Origin of the sequence: Oceanobacillus kapialis (assembly GCF_044790185.1) — a bacterium.
GTDB classification, from domain to species: Bacteria; Bacillota; Bacilli; order Bacillales; family Amphibacillaceae; genus Oceanobacillus_B; species Oceanobacillus_B kapialis.
Window position 1 is genome coordinate 2,682,691 of sequence record NZ_CP085256.1, and the last position, 19,952, is coordinate 2,702,642.

Consider the following 19,952-nt stretch of genomic DNA (forward strand, 5'->3'; position numbering starts at 1 on the left):
TATATTTTCTATTTAGAGAAAGTGCTCCCAACAGAGGCGGTTATTGCCTTAGATAATTTTGGTATAATTTTATCGTGTTCTTCTGTTTTTAGATTACATTTGTAATAAGCATTATTTTTTGAATTAATTTCTTGAATTATCGTAAAGTAACCTTATATACAAAATGAATGGAAGGTGATCCTGCTTGACAGTTCACAGCGAACCCAATAGATTAATTCATGAAAAATCCCCGTACCTCCTTCAACATGCACACAATCCAGTAGACTGGTATCCATGGGGCGAGGAAGCTTTTACTAAAGCGAAGCAGGAAAACAAACCGATTTTCCTTTCAGTCGGATACAGTACGTGTCATTGGTGTCATGTTATGGCACACGAATCCTTTGAAGACGAAGAAGTTGCCGAACTTTTAAATACACACTATGTTTCCATAAAAGTTGATAGAGAAGAGCGACCTGATGTTGACTCGATCTACATGAAGGTATGTCAAATGATGACAGGGCATGGTGGCTGGCCGTTAACAATTGTAATGACACCTGATCAGATCCCATTTTATGCCGGGACATATTTTCCTAAGCAAAGTAAATATGGCCGGCCAGGTGTGATGGAGATGCTGGCACAGCTGCATCGTAAATATACCGAAGATCCTGCACATATTCAGGATGTTATCGAAAGTGTCCAGACTGCTTTAAGTAGAAGTGTTACCAAGAAGAGTGAGAAAAGGCTTACCAAGGAAAGCTGTCAGGAAGCCTTCTACCAGTTATATAAGCAATTTGATATTAAGCATGGAGGGTTTGGGGATGCCCCAAAATTTCCGATGCCACATATGCTCACTTTCTTACACAGGCACTATCAACAGAATGATGAAAATGCCGCACTCGAAATGGCAAAAAGATCCCTTAATGCGATGGCAGAGGGTGGGATTTATGACCATATTGGCTTCGGTTTTGCAAGATATGCAACAGACGAAAAGTGGCTTGTCCCCCACTTTGAAAAGATGCTCTATGATAATGCCATGCTTTTAATTGCCTTTGCGGAAGCATATCTGCTTACAAAGGACGAGCAGTATAAGAAGATTGCAACCGAGATCGTTACCTTTTTACAACGAGAGATGAAGGGGCAGCATGGTGCTTATTATTCGGCAATTGATGCAGATTCTGAAGGCGTGGAAGGAAAATATTATGTGTGGGACTATGATGAAATTCTATCTGTACTTGGCGAACAGGATGGTCTATTATTTGCAAGCGTTTATGACATTTCTCCACAGGGGAATTTTGAAGGCAAAAATATTCCGAACTTGATTGGCAAGAAGTTGGAAAATGAAGCTGCCAAGTATGAGATGACGCCTGAGGAATTAAGCCGGAATCTTGATGAATCTCGGGAAAAGCTTTTGGGTATAAGGGAGCGGCGGGTATACCCACATGTGGATGATAAAGTTTTAACCTCATGGAACGCCATGGCTATTGCAGGTTTTGCAAAAGCTTCTAAAGCATTTGATCGAGTGGATTATGTCCAGTATGCCGAAAAGGCTATTGCTTTTGTTGAAGAGAAGCTATTCTCGGACGGACGTTTGATGGCGCGCCACCGGGATGGCGAAACAAAATATAAGGGTTATATTGATGATTATGCCTATCTTTGTGGGGCTTACCTGGAAATGTATGATGCCACGTACTCGCTGGAATTTTTAAAGAAAGCAAAGGAATTGGCTAATGCGATGCTGGAATTATTTTGGGATGAGGAGCATGGTGGTTTCTTTTTCAGTGGGAAAGATAGTGAAGCATTAATAGCAATGGATAAAGAAATTTATGATGGTGCCCTTCCATCTGGCAATAGTGTGGTTGCAGTAATGCTAATCAGGATTGGTTATTTAACTGGGGAAACTATTTACCTTGATAAAGTTGAAGAGATGTACCATAGCTTTTATACGGATATAAAGCGGCAAGCATCTGCTGCCCCATTCTTCCTGCAAGCCATACAGCTTACAGAGTATTCTACAAAGGAAGTCGTGGTGATTGGGCGAGAATCTGACCCAGACAGGCAGCAATTAATGAAGGAATTAAACCAACACTTTCTGCCGCATATTAGCTTGTTGGTGGCAGAGAATGCGCGTGAGTTTGAGGAGATCGCTCCATTCGCAGCTGATTATAAGCAATTGGAAAATAAAACAACGGTATATGTATGTGAGAACTTCGCCTGTCAGCAGCCGACGACTGATGTGAGCGTTGCGTTAGAGCAGATTTTGGGGTGAGGTGGTTTCGCTTCTGGATGAGGTGGTTTCACTCTGAGGGAAAGTGGTTTCACTTTTGGGTGTGGTGGTTTCACTCTGAGGGAAAGTGGTTTCACTTTTGGGTGTGGTGGTTTCACTTTGAAGGGAAGTGGTTTCACTTTTGGCACATGACGTTTCACTTTTGACGGTTGTCGATTCACTTTTCCGCTACGTAGATGCGCTTTCCAACAATCACGATTCACTTCGCCCCAATAATAATCCTCCCTTTAAAAATCAGAAAGAGGCTGAGACAAAAGTTCTCTCAACATATGAAAACCCGAACTATCTTGCAAATCCACAAATAAAAGTTTGCATAGTTCGGATTTTCGTATTTTAGCGTAGGCAGAACGCGGAGACTCCTACGGGAACAGCACGAGTCCGAAGACCCCGCAGTGGTGCCTTTTCCACGAGGAGGCTGAGGCCGTGCCCGTGGAAAGCGGAGTGTTCTGCCGAAGCGGTGCTAAAGCATATTATTCGTATTTAAGCATAGATGATTTAGTTACGTCCCAGCCTCTTTCTATCTATTTATTTGCAAAGAATTCTTCTGCTTTTTCAAGGAAGACTTCTTGCTCTGGTGTTATATCGTATTCTTCCTCTATTGCATCTACTGGGCAGACGGCTTTACAAGCTCCACAATCAATACAAACATCTGGATCTATGTAAAACTGGTCTGGACCTTCTTCTATACAATCAACTGGACACACACTGACACATTCGGCTGCTTTCTCCGGTCCGCATGGATCCAATATGACAAATGCCATTTAGATAACCTCCCTTATTACGTAAAAGATAGCTTCTATCTCTTCTATTATGATACATGAGAGATTGATTGCAAGTAAACAGCTTGCCGTAAATTCTTGCTATTTTTCAAAATAGAGTTCGTAATGAAGGGAACATCCTGGGTTAAAGGCTGCCTTACAAGAAGGGCAAGCATAACCAGATTCTAAATAATCCGCAATACTAAGTTCTGTACCACAAGAACCACAGAGGATAGCTTTTTGCCCAAATTTTTCTCTTGGCCAGACTTCCCGTTTTCCACACCCGTGCTCCTCATGACATTGATAGCATGGAAAATATTCTCCGCAGCAATAAAATTTTATGGAAATTCGGTCCGTGGTTCCGTGATAATGCGAACAGCGAGTCTCCTTATCGACAGAGCCTTTTATCGTAAATCCGTGTATATGCAAATTAAATCCTCCTACATGAAATGTTTTACTTTCCTTATCTGTGGGAAAACCTTTCATATCATCATTATAAAGGAGTATGACAAAATGAAGAAATATAGTGTAGTACCAAACGTAGACGTTTCAGCATGGATTGTGAAACTAGAGGATGTGGCACCAGAAAATGAATATGCTGCTAAAGACGATGCCATTGCTGCAGCAGAGCAAATGGCAAAAGATAATTCACCAAGCATGGTAGAAATCATGGACAAAGAGCACAACGTGATAGAAGAAAAACGCTTCTAATCGTTTACATTTTCGTAATAAGGGTACAAGTACAACAAATTTAATTAAGCTAGGAGAGATGAGAAATGGACGCTTCAAAAAATAGTAAGGTTGGATTACTGGTAGGTGCTGGAGCTGTAGCAGGACTCTCCTTCATTCTACTGAACCCAAAAACAAGAAATAAGGTGAAAGATTCATCTAAGAATGCCAAGAATTCTGTTATGACGTATACCCAGAAAATTAAGGAAGATCCAAACGGGACAAAGCAATCCTTAATTGAAAATGCAAAACTGACTCTATCAAGTGCGCAGCAAGCACTCGAAAAAGTGCAAAATGTCTGGGCTAATGAGGGCCAGGAGATTAAACAATCAGCTAAAAATATCGTAGAGGATACGAAGGAACTTGGCGAGCATGCAAAAGATGCTCAAGAAGGAATGAAAGATGCCAAGACGGACATTGACGAAGCCAGAAACACTGCAATGGAAGCTGGCAAAAAAGTTAAGGACGAGGCTAAATCTAGTAATTCTTCAAACACAACGGACCATCATGTATTAGACGAGCCAGTTAATAAGATGTAAAAAAAGCGCCTCCCCCGGCGCTTTTTTTATGTTTGTCTCCCATTCGAAAGCCTTTATGATCGAATTTAGGACTCTTCTTTACTACTAAAAATTGCATAAGCAATAATCCCCACGAGAAACCCTATCGTTGCTCCTGCATTGAGACTTCCCCCCAAAGAGTCTGGCCAGAAAAACATCCCACTAATAATACCGATTATACATCCAATCATCATTCCCATTGGGATTAAGATCGCTACTAAGTCTTTGGACTCGAATGACTTTTTCATCTCCAACACTCCTTTATAGGATATTTTTATCACTTTTGCAAATTCCGCTCGCTTAATCTCCTATTCTCTTATTACTGTTAGTATGTTACAAAGAACAGAAAGTTTCAACAACTCAACCACTTTTTAAATAATCTTAGTCAGAAAAAGCCTAACCCCATTTAACTTGGGATTAGACCTTTTAAAAGTTTCATATTTACAGCTCGCTACTAAATTATTTCTTCAACTTAGCCAATTGCTCTGCCAATGCATTGTTGGAGAACCCTTCGTCCTGCTTTTTCAAATACTTGTTAACTTCTTTTTTCGAGACATTATGCTTTTTCTCACGTTGTTTCCGTTCATTAAAGGTAGACAGTTTCTCACGATGTCCACATTTACACATAAACATCTGCCCTTCTCCTTGACCACGGAGCTCTAGGCGTTTATGACATTTTGGACAGCGGGCATTTGTCTGTTTGGCGATGTTTTTCTTATGGCCACAGGAGCGATCCTGACAGACGAGCATTTTGCCGTGCTTATTTTTAATTTCCAGCATCAATTTTCCACAGTCCGGGCATTTGGTGCCTGTCATATTATCATGCTTGAATGTTTCCTCACTGCCTTTGATTTGCTGCACGACATCTCTGGCATAATCCTTCATTTCCGCGATAAACTTGTTTTTATTTAGCTTGCCATCTGCTATGCGGCCAAGCTTTTGTTCCCATTCTGCTGTTAAGGCAGGAGATTTTAAATCTTCTGGGACAAGATCAAGCAGTTGGCGTCCTTTTGATGTGATGAAAATATGCTTGCCTTTCATCTCCATATACATGCCGTTAAACAGTTTTTCGATAATGTCGGCGCGGGTGGCAACTGTACCAAGGCCACCTGTTTCATTAATCGTGCCAGCAAGATGTTTTTCATCTGGCTGCATGTAGCGAACAGGATTTTCCATTGCTTGCAGGAGCGCACCTTCTGTAAAACGCTCTGGTGGCTTTGTCTCTCCTTGTGTACGGGTTAACTGCAGGTTAGAGAAGGTATCCCCTTTTTCGACTGCAGGTAATTTTTCTTCATCCTGGCTGTCGTCATCGTCAAAGCGATTATTATAGACCTCTTTCCAGCCCTGTTTCTTCACTGTTTTTCCTTTTGCGGAGAACTTTTCGCCATCTATTGTTGCCACTAAGGTTACTTGTTCATATTCAAACGGATCTGACAAAACAGCTAAAAAGCGCTTCACGACAAGGTCATAAATCTTCCGTTCCTTATCATCAAGATCTGCCAGGATGACATGCTGTTCTGTCGGGATAATCGCATGGTGATCGGAAACTTTTTCGTTATTCACAACAGATTTAGGTAGCTTAAATTGCTTGTTTTGCAGCTTGCCTGCCACTTTTGCGTACTGGTCAACTCCACATGCTTTGACACGATCCTTCAGGGTAGGCACGATATCTGTAGAGATATACCGGGAATCTGTACGCGGATAGGTTAGCACCTTATGTTGTTCATATAAGCGCTGCATTAAGGACAAAGTCTGCTTCCCGGAAAAGCCGAAGATGCGGTTAGCATCCCGTTGTAATTCAGTTAAATCATATAGCTGTGGTGCATGCTTTTTCTTATACGCTTTATCGACCTGGGTAATTTTAGCCGATTTTCCTTTTAAGCGCTGATACAAGGCATCTGCTTTTTCCTTGGAAAAGATCCGCGTATTATTTTTTTCATCCTGCCAGGTAAGCTTAAAGCCTTTTCCGGTCTTTGCTGTCAGTCCGTAAAAGCTGCGTGGCTTAAAGGCTTTAATTTCCTGCTCCCTTGCTTCAATCATCGCAAGAGTTGGCGTCTGCACACGTCCACTGGAGAGTTGTGCATTGAATTTCGTTGTTAAAGCGCGTGTCGCGTTGAGCCCTACGTACCAGTCAGCCTCAGAACGTGCCACTGCTGCATGGTAGAGGTTTTCAAATTTGCCACCAGGCTTGAGTTGGTTAAATCCATCACGAATCGCTTTATCCGTAACAGAAGAAATCCACAAACGCTTCACTGGCTTGGTATTTCGCGCTTTTTCCAAAATCCAGCGTGCAACAAGCTCTCCTTCACGTCCTGCATCTGTGGCGATAACCACGGCAGATACGTCTTTGCGGTTAAGAACCGATTTTACTGCATTAAATTGCTTGCCCGTTTTTTTCATTACCACAAGTTTGAGTTGCTTTGGTAGCATGGGCAGGTCATCAAGCTTCCATGTTTTGTATTTATCATCATAAACCTCAGGGTCCGCTAATGTTACTAAATGCCCTAACGCCCATGTCACAATATATTTTGACCCTTCTAGATAGCCATTGCCTTTTTTGCTGCAGTTCAGCACGCGGGCAATATCTCTTGCAACAGAAGGTTTTTCTGCTAGTACAACGGTTTTACTCATCCTTAAAATCCTCTCTTTTGGTTAAAAGACCTTCCTCTACTTTACCATAGATTTGGCATTTCTTGCATGGGCCGTTCCTTACAGGCACAGAGTTTATGTGAACTTCATAAGTTATAGTTACAACGAACGCGTAAAGGAATTGATCGCATGCTTTTCTATACTGGATTATTACTATTAGTAGTTGCTGTAAGTCTTGACGGGTTTGGCGTAGGGATAACCTATGGGATGCGAAAGATCCACGTGCCCATTGCTGCTTTAGCGATTATTATGCTTTGTTCAGGGGGAATTGTGCTATTGGCGATGACATTAGGCACAGGAATTACCTCGCTCCTATCTCCTGATATAACAAAATTTATCGGTGGTGGGATATTAATTACAATTGGTTCGCTAACCTTTTATAATCACATACGTGCAGAAAAGGACCACGACGAGAACCAAAACGCTATTACAACAGTATTAACTGATCCTAACAGGGCAGATTTAGACAAATCTGGTAACATCTCTTCAACTGAGGCGCTATTATTAGGAGCTGCTTTAGCTTTGGATGCCTTCGGTGCAGGAATTGGGGCGTCCATGCTTGGCTATCCACCTGTTTACACAGCTATCCTTGTCGCTTGTATGAGCGGAATCTTTCTATTTAGTGGAATTAAGCTTGGGGTTTATTTATCTAAACATAAACAGATGCAACAGATGTCCCTCCTCCCCTCCGTTCTGCTTATTACCATTGGGGTGTGTAATATTTTCTTATAAAGTAAAACTTCAATTGTTGGGGGGGGTTCTCTTCCTCCCCCAACAATTGTTAGTTGAACGAATCGGGCCTGTACTGGCAGTTGATCCCCCACTTACAATGCTTGTCTTCCGCATACTTGAAGTGGGGTCTTACTGCCAGTTAAGACGGGATAAAAAAAATCCCGGACGCTTGCATGCGCTCGGGATTTACTTCTTTTTATAATAGTGAGATGATCCAACCTATTACGACGATTAAACCAATAATCATTAAAATTGTGCGAATCATACATTTCATCCTTTCAGCGGTCACTTGTTTTGTCTTCTACCTTTAGCTTACCCGGCAAAGACCGTTAAGAAACATTACGAAACGATGTTCAGTAGTAATGTAATTGTTACAATACTGATTAATGTAGAGGCAAAGGTTATGCTTGAGACGAGATCAGGCTCTGTATCAAACTCAATGGCATACATGGTTGTTGTCGCGGCTGTTGGCATGGCAGATATAATAATTAGCACAGAAGCAATAACAGGATCCACATCTACAATTGCCACAAACCCGAAGGCAATAAGTGGCGCGACAATCATTTTTAACGTAACAGCAGACGTTAATACTTGCCAATTTAGATTAAGACCTGTGATAGAGGCAAGTTGCATTCCCAATATAATCATCATTACTGGTATTGCTGCATCTCCTACCATAGACAAGCTGGAATGCACGGCTTCTGGGACAGGCAGTTCAAACTGCTGGAAGATAATAGCCAGAATCGCAGCATAGGTCGTTGGCATTTTCAAAATATTGAGGAACGCCCGCTTCATCCCGCCTGTGCTCCTGGAAGCATAATAAATCCCAAAGAAATTATTTTGCAGCGCCTGCACCACCATTATAAAAATGGCATATGGTACAGCCTCCTGCCCAATACTGAAGAGCACAACAGGCAATCCATAGTTCCCCGAGTTCATAAACCCAGTCGCTAAAATCGATGCACTCTCCACAGAACGTGACCATTTAAAAATGCGTGCTAATAGCTTATTAAGTATTACCATTGCATAAAACAAGACAAAAATATAAATGAAGATGATTAAAAAATCATGGTCAAACGTTGCATCATACAACGAAACGAAAACAAGTGCTGGTGCCAGAATATACAGTGACACAGCAGAAACCGACTTCACATCAAGCAGCCGAATACGCTGTAATACATATCCCGCAGCAAAAATAACCATAATTGGCAAAATAACATTTAAAAATAAACTCATGATGACATCCCCACTAACTTTTATTTACATGTTTTCTAGTCTACCATATTTAGCTTGAACGATTGGTGGAGAATTTGTTTTTGTTTGGGGTGGGGTGGTTTGTGGGGAGGTGGTTTCACTTTTGGGTGGGGTGGTTTCACTTTTGCGGGTGCTGGTTTCACTTTTGCGGGAGGTGGTTTCACTTTGCAGGGCTGACGTTTCACTTTTAGGAGTTCACGCTTCACTTTGAGCTGCTCTCGGTTCAATTTGAGTTGCTGCCGATTCACTTTTTGCTTTCCTTGCTTGTCCTTATGTCTCTTTCTCCCCACTTCCGCCCCACGCTTCTTCCCTTCCTTCCCACAAAAATTTCCTCACAGCGGTGTTTGACAAAACGATCAAACGTGTATATATTGTACATAGTGTATATATACAATATAAAAATGAGGTTTTTACATGAACATTTTAATTGCTAGTTCGAGCAAGGAGCCGTTGTTTCAGCAAATTAAGGAACAGATTAAGCAGCATATCTTTTCAGGCGAGCTAAAGGAAGGTGACGCCCTCCCCTCTATGCGCGCGCTTGCCAAGGATTTAAAGGTGAGTGTAATTACAACGAAGCGGGCATACGAGGATCTGGAAAATGAGGGCTATCTCATTTCCTCTGTCGGCAAAGGAACCTTTGTCGCCGGACAGCAGCCACATGTTTTAAAAGAATGGCAAGTTCGTGAATTAGAGAATGAGTTGGAAAAAATTGTACTTGAGGGGAAACGACTTGGTCTATCAAAGTCCGATCTAGTCGAGTTGCTGGAGATTTACTATGAAGGAGAGTAGAGGTATGAATGCAGTAAAATTTGAGGATGTAACAAAGAAGCGTAAGGATTTCACGTTAGATAATATTAATATGACTATTCCGCGTGGCTTTGTCACAGGCTTTATTGGCCCGAATGGCAGCGGGAAAACGACAACTATTCAAATGTTGATGAACCTGCTCACACCGGATAGTGGGAATATTACGTTATTTGATAAAAGTCATAAAAATCATCAAGTGAAACAACGAATTGGTTTTGTTTATGATGATCTTTATATGTATGAAGAATTTACTGTTAACAAAATGAAAGCTTTTATCGCGCCGATTTATGAAAATTGGAATGAAACGCTTTTCCAAAAATATGTGAAGGAATTTGATTTACCTTTAAGGAAGAAATTAAAGCATTTTTCTAAAGGGATGAAGATGAAATGCTCCCTACTATTCGCCCTGGCCCATGAGCCTGAATTTATCATTATGGATGAGCCAACTTCAGGGCTTGATCCAATCTTTCGTCGTGAGTTGCTTGATCAGTTACAGGAGCTTATGCTAAGGGATAATCAAACCATCTTCTTGTCTACCCATATTACCACAGACCTTGAACGGATAGCTGATTACATCGTGTTTATTTACAAGGGAGAGATTATTTTTCAGAAGAGTATGCTGGAAATACAGGAACAGTTTCATATTGTGAAAGGCAAAAAAGAGATGATTGATGCGGACACAGAAACATTATTTTCCGGAATAAAGTTAAATGAGCATGGTTTCGCGGCATTATACGAAGGAGATCCTGGCATTTTTGATGTTTATGGGGAAGAGATGGTGATTGAGAATGCTAGTCTTGAAGATATTATGTACTTCCTGACAAGGGAGGGGAAAAAATGATTGGAGCCTTGATGAAAAAGGATTTTTATATTAACGGTATTTACTATTTGATCATTTCAGCTTTAATCCCCTTATTTTACGTAATGGAGGTAGATCAACACTATTTATACTATGGGATTATGATCGGTTTTCTTTTTAACCTTTTTTATTATGATCATCGCAACCATGTAAATCGTTTTATCGGAAGCTTGCCAGTAAAACTACGTAACGTTGTATGGGCTAGATATATTACAATGTTTTTAATCCTAGTCTGCTTCATTTTGTACGTCCGGCTTGTAGATAGCCTAGCCCATTATGGATTGCCGTATTTGGAATTCCAGCCTATGACAGCATTAGAAATTATGATCTTATTTACAAGCATTAGTATAACGATCGCCGTGTCAATGCCTATTTACTACCTTGTCAAAACCTTTATGAAAGCAATTGGAATACAAATGGGGCTTTTACTTTTTAGTACTTTCACATTCGCTATAATGATTGGCAATGATTATATTACGTTTTACGAGCCGCTTCTTCTGGGGGTATTCAAGCTAATAGATATACAGCCATATCTCATGCTCACTTTGATTTCTCTTCTATTCCTGTACCTATCTTTTCTTCTATCAGCATGGATATACACCAAAAAAGCGAAAGTGTAGGTGAGATGTATGTTAAGTTTACTAAGATATAACTTTCTGTTGCTTACTTTCGGAACTTGGCTCAGCTTTTTCTTGGCAATTCCTATTTTTTATGCTGTCATGATACCGCCAATATTTCTCTATATTGTCTTTGTTACAACCATTATTCTCTCTTATTTTTATACCGACCAGCGGGCCAAAAGTACGATGTATGTAGCCAGTTTGCCTGTAAAGCTGACATCTATTGTAAAGAGTCGTTATGTGAGCGTTAGTTTAATAAGCTTTTGTCTCTTATTCTATCAATGGGGCTGGGGCGTTTTGATTAACAACCTTTTTGGGATTGGCATTTATGTATACACATGGAAAGATATCTTTGTGCTTGCGGGGCTGACAATACTAATCGTGTCGTTGGTTACACCGATTTACTACGCGGTTAAATCCTTTCTACTGGCAACAGGTATTGTATTAATCGGATACTTTCTGGCGGTTTTCTATTCCTTAGAGCCTTTAACAGATGTATTAGGGATGGAGCATTACATTATTTTTAATGATCTAGACGCTGGGTTTGTTCTACTTGTTGAAAAATATGTTCCATTTCAGCCGTTTATTATGCTCGGCATTGTTGTAATGGTACTTTTATTCCTTTCATTAAAGCTTTCCGAGCGCCTGTTTATCAGCAGGAAAAGGATTAATTGAAAGCAATTTGTTTTAAATGAGGTTGGGAGATAACTAAATCATCTAAGTCTAAATACGAATAATAAGCTCTGGCACCGCTTCGGCAGAACACTCCGCTTTCCACGGGCACGGCCTCAGCCTCCTCGTGGGAAGGGCACCACTGCGGGGTCTTCAGACTCGTGCTGTTCCCGTCGGAGTCTCCGTATTCTGCCTACGCTAAAATGAGAAAACCCGAACTAGGCAAACCTTTATTAACAGGTTTGCAAAATAGTTCGGGATTTCATGTGTTAAGAGAACTTCTATCTCAGCCTCATTAAACTTCCTATTCGCAGGTAGGAAATACTACCGACTTGTTATTAGCTTTCCTCTACCTTGTTTAGTTGCCTTAATGCTACTTCAACACGATGAATATTTTTATCCTTATCTCTTCTAAAACGAATAGTGGTATCCAAATCTCTCATGGGAAATAAAAAATGGTCATTGCCAATTGGTTTAAGCACTGTTTTAGCTATCCCTGGAATTTCCATATACAGATCATTGTTTTCTACTTTAAATACACACCCCATGCCGTCTTTCGCCATGAAAGTTCCTTCATACTCTTGTAAGTTTTCAAGTGATAAGTTGACAGGCTCGACATTTAAATGGGAAGCATCATTAGATTTCCCTAAGTAACTGGCGAATGCGCTAAATAATAGTTTAGAAGAAGGTGCTTCCCCTATATTCGCAAGGGATATCCCCGTTAAATCGAGTTCCGGGAGAATATTCATTTGTGCTGTTACCCCTTTTATATCTCCGGCATGATGTATGAGTTTATATCCAAAGAAATCTGGGATAATCATGACACCGTAGCCGTAAAAAGTGTCCTGGGTGCATGAAACATGCGGTGTGGTCATAGCCTTGACACTTTCAGGAGAGAGAATTATCGCATCTCCCACTTTTCCTTCGTTTCGAATCACCTCTGTAAATTTAAGCATATCTTTCACAGTCGACTTTAAAAATCCCGCAGCACGCATGGCTGGTGCGTCCCATGGATGATTGGACTTTACTATCATTTCTTCATCGCCATCTTTCCCCCTCTCATATAATACGGCTATATCTTCATAATCCTCCAAGTCCTCATAATGGAAAACACTATGGTGCATACCAGCCGGATCTAAAATATTTTCCTGCACATATTGTTCATATGATAACCCACTAACTTTTTCGATAATGGCACCTAAAAGGGCAAAACCGTCATTTGCATAACTGAATTCTGTCCCTGGTTCCCCAAGTGGTGTGAATCCTGCTTTTGCAATTGCATCCATTAAATCAGAATGTGTATCAATCGTTTGGAGTGCATCCAATGGATTCCCTTGTTGTGGGTCTACTTTAAAATTAGGATCACTTTCTATACTTCTTTTCAACGCGCCCATTAAAGTGGGTAATGGCGGAAGGCCTGATGTGTTTGTTAAAAAATGATGAATCGTAATGCTTTCCAATTGCTCTTCATTAGACATCTTAAATGCTGGTAAATAGTTGATGACAGGATCATTTACATGGAGCTTTCCCTTTTCTTGTAACTGAAGAATGGCAACCGCTGTAACGGCTTTGGTGATGGAACCTACCCCAAACACGGTATCCAGTGATACGGGCAGCTTATTTTCTCTGTCACGAAAACCAAACGCTTTCTCATAATGAAACTCTCCACTTTCTGCTATACCCATCGCAAAGCCGGGTACGTTGTATTGGCTTAATATGTCATCTGAATATTGTTCGAAATCCTTACTCACAGTTTCTTGTTTCATCGTTTATTCCCTCTTCCTCATTTATATTTGTTTCTTAAGTACACTTTAATTACTTTCATCCTCTTATGCACCCTCCGCTAGTTTGGGATTATCTACGACCTCAGACCGATATTTGGCATTTGTCATTGGTTGTGAAATTGTTCTTGACAACAAAGGGATTATATGAGATTATAAAGAGTGTTATTCAAAAGAAGTAACAGATAAGTGATCTGGCATTCTGCACGATGTTTTTCGAAGATGCTTATTCACACTGGCGCGACTAAGGGGTCGCAAGGACATAAGAGCAGGTAGGGCTTATGTTGCTTAAGTTAGAGAACACCCAGTGGAACACGTACCGCGGTTAAGCGAAATTCTGAATAAAGATAGATAAACTATAGATAATATGCTGAAAAATAGATGTACCAGGTAAACCTGGTTTAAGAATTTCCCACCCGATCTAATCGGGATAATAAAAAAATTAAAATCTTATGTGTTACTTTGTAAATCAAAGGGGTACTCTTACTAGTGAGTACCCCTTTTCCAATCTTACATATGAAAGAAGGTTTACTGATGAGTCATTTACCAATCGGTACCATCCAGACAATGGTGGTACTTCGAAAAATTGATACAGGATATGTCCTGCAAAAGGATTTGGATGAAGCATTACTCCATCAAAATGAAACCGAAACAGAGCTTGAAGAAGGACAGGAAGTGGAGGTTTTTCTTTACCAGGATAAAAAGGGAAACACGATCGCCACAACGAAACTCCCACATATTCAGATGGATGAATACGGTTGGGCAGAGGTTTCCGAAGTAATGCCTAACTTAGGTGCGTTCGTTAACATCGGTACGACCAAGGAAATTCTCGTTTCCAAGGATGATCTTCCCCTTTTTGAATCGGTTTGGCCTGAAAAGGGAGACAAGCTTTTTGTGACACTGGGCAAGGACCAAAAAGGTCGATTACTTGCGCTACCAGCAACAGAAGGTGTTATTGCCCGGGAAGTGGAACTTGCACCAGAGGAATTGCTGAACCAACAGGTATCTGGAACGGTGTATCATACAAGCCGAGAAGGCGCTGCTATATTAACAACCGAGGATTACCGCGGATTTATTCATCACACAGAACGAAAAACAGAACCACGCCTTGGTGAATTTGTAAATGGTCGGGTTATTGAAGTAAAACCTGATGGTACATTAAATGTTTCGCTAAGACCACTCAAGCAAGACAGTATGGGCGAGGATGCTGACGCAATAATGGAACACCTTGAACTTAGCGGTGGCGTTATTCCTTTTGGGGATAAGAGTGATCCAGAAGATATTCGCGGTACCTTCGAGATAAGCAAAGCAGCATTTAAAAGGGCGCTTGGAAAGTTGATGAAGGAAGGAAAAGTTGAACAGCGTGATGGCAAGACCTACTTGAAATAGTCAATCCATAGAAAAACCTGTAGAATTGTTAGGTTCTACAGGTTTTTCTCATGCTTATGCTTCTACATTCGCGTAAGAGTCAATAATGGATGTTACGATTAAGCCTGTTGCGGCTGCAAATAAGAATGCAATTCCCCACCCACCATAGCCTAATCCCATAATATCTACTTTACCAGCTACTGCTGCCAGCGTTACGAATACCCCACCGGCAAGTGCGATAAGAAAGCTTGGAAAATAGCCGAGATAATTATTTTTTGATAACGCTTTAGAAAAGAACAAACTAATTGCAACGAGCACAGCAGCTGTGATGCCCCCAATTGTAATAACGGATTCTACCATCTTCTCACCCCATAAATATTGTAAGTTATGAACCTATGTATCTAGTTACATACAGTCTACCTTCCCATTTAAGGAAAGTCAATTAGGTTTAGTGGCGAGAGTATCCTCACCACTATAGTGCTTTAGCTTGTTGAAAGGATCGGCGATTCCCTTAATCATACACCACTCTTCCAACCTGACCATCCTCCAACCGTACCTTCACCCCATGCGGGTGATAAGACGAATTGGTTAGCAAATCTTTTACGACTCCTGCCGTTCGCTTTCCAGACCTTTGATCTTTTTTTAAAATGACCTCTACTTCTAAGCCTTGGTATATATTTTTTCGGTACCTTCCATCAACTTGCATTTTTTATAGCCCCTTCCATTTCATTGCTTCATTATATAATATTTCCGTTCTATAGAAAAAGGAATCTCTACTTTTATGTCGAATATATAGGGTGAAGGAGGGTCATCATGCAAACATTTGAAAATTATACTTATGAGCGACCAAATATGGAAGCAGAAAAAGAAAAATTCCATGCATTATTAAAACAATTTAAAGAGGCTTCTTCTTATAAGGAAGCAACTGAAGCGATTGAAGCCATCAACAAACAAAGAAGTACATTAGACACGATGTCTAATCTTGTGCATATTCGTGCTTCTATTGATACAAACGACGAGTTTTATCAAAAAGAGCGTGGCTTTTTTGATGAGGTAGGACCGGAAATTGCTGAATTGAATACAGAATTCTATAAAGTATTGGTCTCTTCTTCTTTCCGTAAGGAGTTGGAAAATGAATGGGGCACCCAGCTTTTTCAAATTGCGGATTATCAGATCAAAGCATTCTCCCCTGAGGTTATGAACCTCTTGCAAGAGGAAAATAAGTTAACGTCAGCGTACAATAAGCTTGTTGCTTCTGCGCAAGTGGAATTTCAAGGAGATACGTACACACTGGCACAGTTAGGGCCTTTTGCAGAGCATAAAGACCGAGCTGTACGAAAAGAAGCAATGAATGCTAGTGCTGGATTCTTTGCAGAACATGCCGATAAATTTGATGAGCTTTATGACAAGCTTGTAAAAGTTCGCCATGAAATTGCGGTAAAATTAGGCTATAAAAACTTTGTGGAGCTTGGCTATATACGGATGCAGCGCATCGATTATAATGCAGAAATGGTAGAGGTTTTCCGGAAGCAAGTACGGGAAGTTCTTGTGCCGCTTGCTTCCAAGCTTTACAAGAAACAAGCTGAGCGCATCGGCATTGATAAGCTGAAGTTTTATGATGTTAACTTTGATTTTAAAACTGGAAATGCCACTCCAAAAGGCTCTCCGGAATGGATCATTGAAAACGGGAAACAAATGTACAAAGAACTTTCTGATGAAACCAGTGAATTTTTCCAATTTATGCTTGATCGCAACCTAATGGATCTGGAAGCAAAAAAAGGAAAAGAAGCTGGTGGCTATTGTACGTACATTGAGGATTATCAATCACCATTTATCTTCGCCAACTTTAATGGCACTTCTGGTGATATTGATGTGTTAACCCATGAAGCAGGACATGCATTTCAGGTGTATTCCAGCAGAGGATTCGCAGTTCCAGAATACTTATTCCCTACCTTGGAATCAGCAGAAATTCATTCCATGAGCATGGAATTCTTTACATGGCCATGGATGGAGTTATTTTTCAAAGAGGACACAGAAAAATATAAATACGCACATCTTGCGAGCGGCATTCACTTTATTCCGTATGGTGTTGCCGTCGATGAATTCCAGCATCTTGTTTATGAAAACCCAGAGTGGACGCCAGATCAGCGCAAGCAAGCATGGAAGAAGTTAGAGGAAACCTATCTTCCACACCTGGATTATGATGGAAATGCTTATTTAGAGGCTGGTAGCTATTGGCAACGCCAGGGGCATATCTATGATGTTCCATTCTATTATATTGATTACACATTAGCGCAAATCTGTGCATTTCAGTTCTGGAAAAAATCTCGGGAAAATCAGGAGCAAGCATGGGAAGATTATCTTCGCCTATGTAAACTTGGTGGTTCTAAATCTTTCTTAGGGTTAGTAGAAGCTGCCGACCTGAGATCACCTTTTGAGGAAGGTACAGTGGAAGAAACAGTTGAGGTTATTGAAAAGTGGTTGGATAGTGTGGATGATAAAGCATTGTAATAAGTTAGCTTTTTATAACAATGGCCGAGTGATTTTATACGCTCGGCCTTTGTTTTTTTATAAGACTGCGGCCATATTATTGCGATTAATTTACGGTTCCTGTCACAGGCACGGTGTTTGATTTAACAAACTTTGTGAATAGATACCGTACGATTGGACCCATGATTACAAGCTGTAATGGCAAAGCGACAATTAGATTTCTTAAGGCGATGGATGTGTAATTTTCCAGAAGAGATGCTTCTCCTAAACCGCCCATAGCTGCTGCTGTTAGCAACCCATATAAAGACATGCAAATCACCATTCCCAACACCATAAGAATAGACATGGATAATATCTTATAAATGCGTTTGTCTTGTTTAATCGGTAATGAAAACGCCACTTTTCGCGCCACTGGCCCCACAATAAACCAATCCAATATAAAGGCCACGATAAAACCTAAGAGTAGATTAACAATAATTCCACTCACAGGAATAACTCCTAATAAATCTTGTAAAAGTAAATTGTAAAAGGTCATCACAATGACCATTCCGGTGCACATCATTAATCCAAAATAAAAGCTTTCTTTCTTTGTTGTCGGCAATCTTTCCTCATCCCTTCCAATATAATACTTTGTTATTATATAGGTTTCAAAAGTTCTTCATAAGTGAACATTTTGTGACAGTTTTGAGGAGGAGACTATTTATCCCGCCTTAACTGGCAGTAAGACGCCCACTTCGAGAAGGCGGGAAACAATCAAGCATTCTAAGGGGGGATCAACTGCCAGTAAAGCTCCGATTCTATTCAACTAACATTTGGTGGGGAGGAAGGGAACCCCCCACTAAATGTTAGTTTCACTTTATTCGTAACGTATCCCATTAGACATTTTTTCTAGAAGTGCCCAGTCTCTTATTTTAATAAATTGCTTGTCCTTTTCTATAATGTCCTTTTTGATGAGAGATTGAATAACTCTATTAAGATGACGGTAAGTTACACCAAGCAGGCCTGCTATTTCCTGTAAATTATTCGTTTTTAGCTCTAAGCCAAATGGCTGACCCGCGTCCGCAGTAAGGGTGGTTAGGAGATAGCTCGCAAACCGATTCTCTACAGAAGCTAACAAATTCACCCTGGACGCTGTCGTACAGGTTTGCAGTTTATAGGTGACATGTTCTAGCATGAGACGCAAAAATTTTGGATTGTCGCTTTCATGTTGTTTTATATATTCACGTTGTAACCCTATTATCAGACTTTCTTCCACTGCTTTTACCTGTGACTGAACAGGAACATTACGGATGATCTCAATATCGCCAATAATGGAAAAAGGCTGAACAAAGCGTAGAAGCAGAGATTTTCCCGTTGCCACACTCGAAGTTACTTTAACTTTCCCTTCTACTAAAAACATTAACGATTCTAGTTCGGCTCCTTCATATAGGATGGTTTCATTTGGAGCAATACGTTGCAGGGAAAATGGCGGCCTCTCAACGGAAGCATCAAAGAGCTGATCTAGATCGAATTCTTGTAATTTTTCATTTAATAGCTGCTCGTCTTGAATTATTTTCATCGTAGGCTCCTTTTTAGGACATATGTCCTTTTCATTATAAACTAACCTGTTTAAAATGGAACACGTATCATTAACGTTAGGGGTGGCACGATGAAGTTTGTATTTGATTTAGATGGAACGATTTGTTTTGGTGGGAAACCCGTTTCCGAAACAATTTTGAGCTCCTTAGAAAATTTGACAGAGCAAGGACATGAAGTAATTTTTGCCTCCGCAAGGCCAATACGCGATTTACTCCCTGTCTTGCATGAACGTTTCCATCACTATCCGATGATTGGTGGCAACGGAGCCCTCGTGGCAAAAAATGGAGAAATTCAGTCTTCCATATGCTTTTCCGAAAAAACACTTGCTACACTTTTGCCACTACTGAGCACCAAGCAAATATCTTATTTAATTGACGGAGATTGGAATTACGCTTATACAGGTCCTGCTACACATCCAATCTTAAATAACTTGGATACACAACACCGTGCAGAAAATGTAGCTTTGGATCAGCTACCATCAATTGTAAAAATATTACTGCTTGATCACGTGGAGGAAATCCAAGAACAGCTTAACAGCTTAGATGTTGTGGTACATAAACATGCAAATGAGAAAACATTAGACATAAGCCCACGTGGAATTGACAAATGGCATGGCCTGCAGCAACTTAAGGTGTCTGAGGGTGAATACATCGCGTTTGGAAATGATGTAAACGATATTGCAATGTTCCAGCACGCTAGGCATGCTATAATGGTTGGCGAAAATCAGGAACTAGCACCATTTGCATCAGAAAGACTTTCACTCGGGGAAATGGAGACCCTTTTAGAAGACAAGCTTACTGAATTGGGATAGAAGTTTGTGGTTTGTAAGTAAGGG

Annotated in this window: 21 protein-coding genes; 11 read left to right on the plus strand and 10 right to left on the minus strand. The window is 40.6% G+C overall.

Annotated features, from left to right (window positions below; genetic code table 11):
* Positions 1-184 precede the first annotated feature (184 nt).
* Positions 185-2,245 (plus strand): thioredoxin domain-containing protein, encoded by a 2,061-nt coding sequence (locus LG273_RS13965; protein ID WP_404454548.1) that lies wholly within the window; start codon positions 185-187, stop codon positions 2,243-2,245.
* 539 nt (positions 2,246-2,784) lie between these two features.
* Here LG273_RS13965 and LG273_RS13970 read toward each other — a convergent pair.
* The gene (locus LG273_RS13970) at positions 2,785-3,024 is read right to left on the minus strand and encodes an indolepyruvate ferredoxin oxidoreductase subunit alpha (protein ID WP_379561346.1); all 240 of its coding nucleotides are present in this window, start codon (positions 3,022-3,024) and stop codon (positions 2,785-2,787) included.
* 99 nt (positions 3,025-3,123) lie between these two features.
* Positions 3,124-3,450, minus strand: coding sequence for a CHY zinc finger protein (locus LG273_RS13975; RefSeq protein ID WP_404454551.1), 327 nt, complete (start codon positions 3,448-3,450; stop codon positions 3,124-3,126).
* Between the two features lie 84 nt (positions 3,451-3,534).
* On the opposite strand from LG273_RS13975, the gene LG273_RS13980 reads away from it, so the two are divergent.
* Complete coding sequence (locus LG273_RS13980) at positions 3,535-3,732, plus strand: DUF2188 domain-containing protein (RefSeq protein WP_379561348.1); 198 nt, start codon at positions 3,535-3,537, stop codon at positions 3,730-3,732.
* A gap of 65 nt (positions 3,733-3,797) precedes the next feature.
* A complete protein-coding gene (locus LG273_RS13985; protein WP_404454555.1) occupies positions 3,798-4,289 on the plus strand; it encodes a hypothetical protein in 492 nt (163 codons plus the stop codon).
* Positions 4,290-4,354: 65 nt separating this feature from the next.
* On the opposite strand, the gene LG273_RS13990 is transcribed toward LG273_RS13985, so the two are convergent.
* Entirely contained in the window at positions 4,355-4,555 is a 201-nt protein-coding gene (locus LG273_RS13990; protein WP_379561350.1) for a hypothetical protein, read from the minus strand.
* Between the two features lie 211 nt (positions 4,556-4,766).
* Positions 4,767-6,938, minus strand: a complete 2,172-nt coding sequence (locus LG273_RS13995) for a DNA topoisomerase 3 (RefSeq protein WP_404454558.1) — start codon at positions 6,936-6,938, stop codon at positions 4,767-4,769.
* Positions 6,939-7,085: 147 nt separating this feature from the next.
* Between LG273_RS13995 and ytaF the strand changes: the two genes are divergently transcribed.
* Positions 7,086-7,688: a sporulation membrane protein YtaF gene (gene ytaF, locus LG273_RS14000; RefSeq protein ID WP_404454561.1), complete on the plus strand. Its 603-nt coding sequence runs from the start codon at positions 7,086-7,088 to the stop codon at positions 7,686-7,688.
* Between the two features lie 339 nt (positions 7,689-8,027).
* Here the strand turns inward: ytaF and LG273_RS14005 are convergent, their stop codons facing one another.
* Positions 8,028-8,924, minus strand: a complete 897-nt coding sequence (locus LG273_RS14005) for an AEC family transporter (protein ID WP_404454565.1) — start codon at positions 8,922-8,924, stop codon at positions 8,028-8,030.
* 432 nt (positions 8,925-9,356) lie between these two features.
* Between LG273_RS14005 and LG273_RS14010 the strand changes: the two genes are divergently transcribed.
* From LG273_RS14010 to LG273_RS14025, 4 genes are read left to right on the plus strand one after another with little or no spacing between them, the layout of a single operon-like run.
* Positions 9,357-9,731 (plus strand): GntR family transcriptional regulator, encoded by a 375-nt coding sequence (locus LG273_RS14010; RefSeq protein WP_404454568.1) that lies wholly within the window; start codon positions 9,357-9,359, stop codon positions 9,729-9,731.
* A 4-nt stretch (positions 9,732-9,735) separates the two neighbouring features.
* Positions 9,736-10,590: an ABC transporter ATP-binding protein gene (locus LG273_RS14015; protein ID WP_404454571.1), complete on the plus strand. Its 855-nt coding sequence runs from the start codon at positions 9,736-9,738 to the stop codon at positions 10,588-10,590.
* Positions 10,587-11,228 carry an ABC-2 transporter permease gene (locus LG273_RS14020; protein ID WP_404454574.1) on the plus strand — a complete coding sequence of 214 codons (642 nt, stop codon included), beginning with the start codon at positions 10,587-10,589 and terminating at the stop codon, positions 11,226-11,228. Before LG273_RS14015 ends, LG273_RS14020 begins: the two co-directional genes overlap by 4 nt.
* Before the next feature lie 9 nt (positions 11,229-11,237).
* Positions 11,238-11,903, plus strand: a complete 666-nt coding sequence (locus LG273_RS14025; RefSeq protein ID WP_404454577.1) for an ABC-2 transporter permease — start codon at positions 11,238-11,240, stop codon at positions 11,901-11,903.
* A gap of 335 nt (positions 11,904-12,238) precedes the next feature.
* Here the strand turns inward: LG273_RS14025 and LG273_RS14030 are convergent, their stop codons facing one another.
* Positions 12,239-13,666, minus strand: coding sequence for a serine hydrolase domain-containing protein (locus LG273_RS14030; protein ID WP_404454580.1), 1,428 nt, complete (start codon positions 13,664-13,666; stop codon positions 12,239-12,241).
* Between the two features lie 549 nt (positions 13,667-14,215).
* Between LG273_RS14030 and LG273_RS14035 the strand changes: the two genes are divergently transcribed.
* Positions 14,216-15,070, plus strand: a complete 855-nt coding sequence (locus LG273_RS14035; RefSeq protein ID WP_379561361.1) for a S1 RNA-binding domain-containing protein — start codon at positions 14,216-14,218, stop codon at positions 15,068-15,070.
* A 54-nt stretch (positions 15,071-15,124) separates the two neighbouring features.
* Here LG273_RS14035 and LG273_RS14040 read toward each other — a convergent pair whose 3' ends face one another.
* Together LG273_RS14040 and LG273_RS14045 are read right to left on the minus strand one after the other, a co-directional pair.
* A complete protein-coding gene (locus LG273_RS14040; protein WP_379561362.1) occupies positions 15,125-15,409 on the minus strand; it encodes a hypothetical protein in 285 nt (94 codons plus the stop codon).
* 151 nt (positions 15,410-15,560) lie between these two features.
* A complete protein-coding gene (locus LG273_RS14045; protein ID WP_379561363.1) occupies positions 15,561-15,755 on the minus strand; it encodes a YwbE family protein in 195 nt (64 codons plus the stop codon).
* 107 nt (positions 15,756-15,862) lie between these two features.
* Between LG273_RS14045 and LG273_RS14050 the strand changes: the two genes are divergently transcribed.
* Entirely contained in the window at positions 15,863-17,560 is a 1,698-nt protein-coding gene (locus LG273_RS14050) for a M3 family oligoendopeptidase (protein ID WP_404454584.1), read from the plus strand.
* 85 nt (positions 17,561-17,645) lie between these two features.
* Here LG273_RS14050 and LG273_RS14055 read toward each other — a convergent pair whose 3' ends face one another.
* Together LG273_RS14055 and LG273_RS14060 are read right to left on the minus strand one after the other, a co-directional pair.
* Positions 17,646-18,140 (minus strand): hypothetical protein, encoded by a 495-nt coding sequence (locus LG273_RS14055; protein WP_379561365.1) that lies wholly within the window; start codon positions 18,138-18,140, stop codon positions 17,646-17,648.
* 255 nt (positions 18,141-18,395) lie between these two features.
* Positions 18,396-19,097 carry a Crp/Fnr family transcriptional regulator gene (locus tag LG273_RS14060; RefSeq protein WP_379561366.1) on the minus strand — a complete coding sequence of 234 codons (702 nt, stop codon included), beginning with the start codon at positions 19,095-19,097 and terminating at the stop codon, positions 18,396-18,398.
* 90 nt (positions 19,098-19,187) lie between these two features.
* Here LG273_RS14060 and LG273_RS14065 point away from each other — a divergent pair, with 90 nt between their 5' ends.
* Positions 19,188-19,928 carry an HAD-IIB family hydrolase gene (locus LG273_RS14065; protein ID WP_379561367.1) on the plus strand — a complete coding sequence of 247 codons (741 nt, stop codon included), beginning with the start codon at positions 19,188-19,190 and terminating at the stop codon, positions 19,926-19,928.
* Positions 19,929-19,952 lie beyond the last annotated feature (24 nt).

Excerpts from the sequence above, each read along its gene's own strand:
- LG273_RS14045 (WP_379561363.1), bottom strand. The coding sequence starts at position 15,755 with ATGCAAGTTGATGGAAGGTACCGAAAAAATATATACCAAGGCTTAGAA.
- LG273_RS14015 (WP_404454571.1), top strand. The coding sequence starts at position 9,736 with ATGAATGCAGTAAAATTTGAGGATGTAACAAAGAAGCGTAAGGATTTC.
- LG273_RS14020 (WP_404454574.1), top strand. The coding sequence starts at position 10,587 with ATGATTGGAGCCTTGATGAAAAAGGATTTTTATATTAACGGTATTTAC.
- LG273_RS14010 (WP_404454568.1), top strand. The coding sequence starts at position 9,357 with ATGAACATTTTAATTGCTAGTTCGAGCAAGGAGCCGTTGTTTCAGCAA.
- LG273_RS13985 (WP_404454555.1), top strand. The coding sequence starts at position 3,798 with ATGGACGCTTCAAAAAATAGTAAGGTTGGATTACTGGTAGGTGCTGGA.
- LG273_RS14050 (WP_404454584.1), top strand. The coding sequence starts at position 15,863 with ATGCAAACATTTGAAAATTATACTTATGAGCGACCAAATATGGAAGCA.
- LG273_RS13990 (WP_379561350.1), bottom strand. The coding sequence starts at position 4,555 with ATGAAAAAGTCATTCGAGTCCAAAGACTTAGTAGCGATCTTAATCCCA.
- LG273_RS13995 (WP_404454558.1), bottom strand. The coding sequence starts at position 6,938 with ATGAGTAAAACCGTTGTACTAGCAGAAAAACCTTCTGTTGCAAGAGAT.
- LG273_RS14035 (WP_379561361.1), top strand. The coding sequence starts at position 14,216 with ATGAGTCATTTACCAATCGGTACCATCCAGACAATGGTGGTACTTCGA.
- LG273_RS13980 (WP_379561348.1), top strand. The coding sequence starts at position 3,535 with ATGAAGAAATATAGTGTAGTACCAAACGTAGACGTTTCAGCATGGATT.
- LG273_RS13970 (WP_379561346.1), bottom strand. The coding sequence starts at position 3,024 with ATGGCATTTGTCATATTGGATCCATGCGGACCGGAGAAAGCAGCCGAA.
- LG273_RS14065 (WP_379561367.1), top strand. The coding sequence starts at position 19,188 with ATGAAGTTTGTATTTGATTTAGATGGAACGATTTGTTTTGGTGGGAAA.
- LG273_RS14005 (WP_404454565.1), bottom strand. The coding sequence starts at position 8,924 with ATGAGTTTATTTTTAAATGTTATTTTGCCAATTATGGTTATTTTTGCT.
- LG273_RS14025 (WP_404454577.1), top strand. The coding sequence starts at position 11,238 with ATGTTAAGTTTACTAAGATATAACTTTCTGTTGCTTACTTTCGGAACT.
- LG273_RS14040 (WP_379561362.1), bottom strand. The coding sequence starts at position 15,409 with ATGGTAGAATCCGTTATTACAATTGGGGGCATCACAGCTGCTGTGCTC.
- LG273_RS14060 (WP_379561366.1), bottom strand. The coding sequence starts at position 19,097 with ATGAAAATAATTCAAGACGAGCAGCTATTAAATGAAAAATTACAAGAA.
- LG273_RS14030 (WP_404454580.1), bottom strand. The coding sequence starts at position 13,666 with ATGAAACAAGAAACTGTGAGTAAGGATTTCGAACAATATTCAGATGAC.
- ytaF (WP_404454561.1), top strand. The coding sequence starts at position 7,086 with ATGCTTTTCTATACTGGATTATTACTATTAGTAGTTGCTGTAAGTCTT.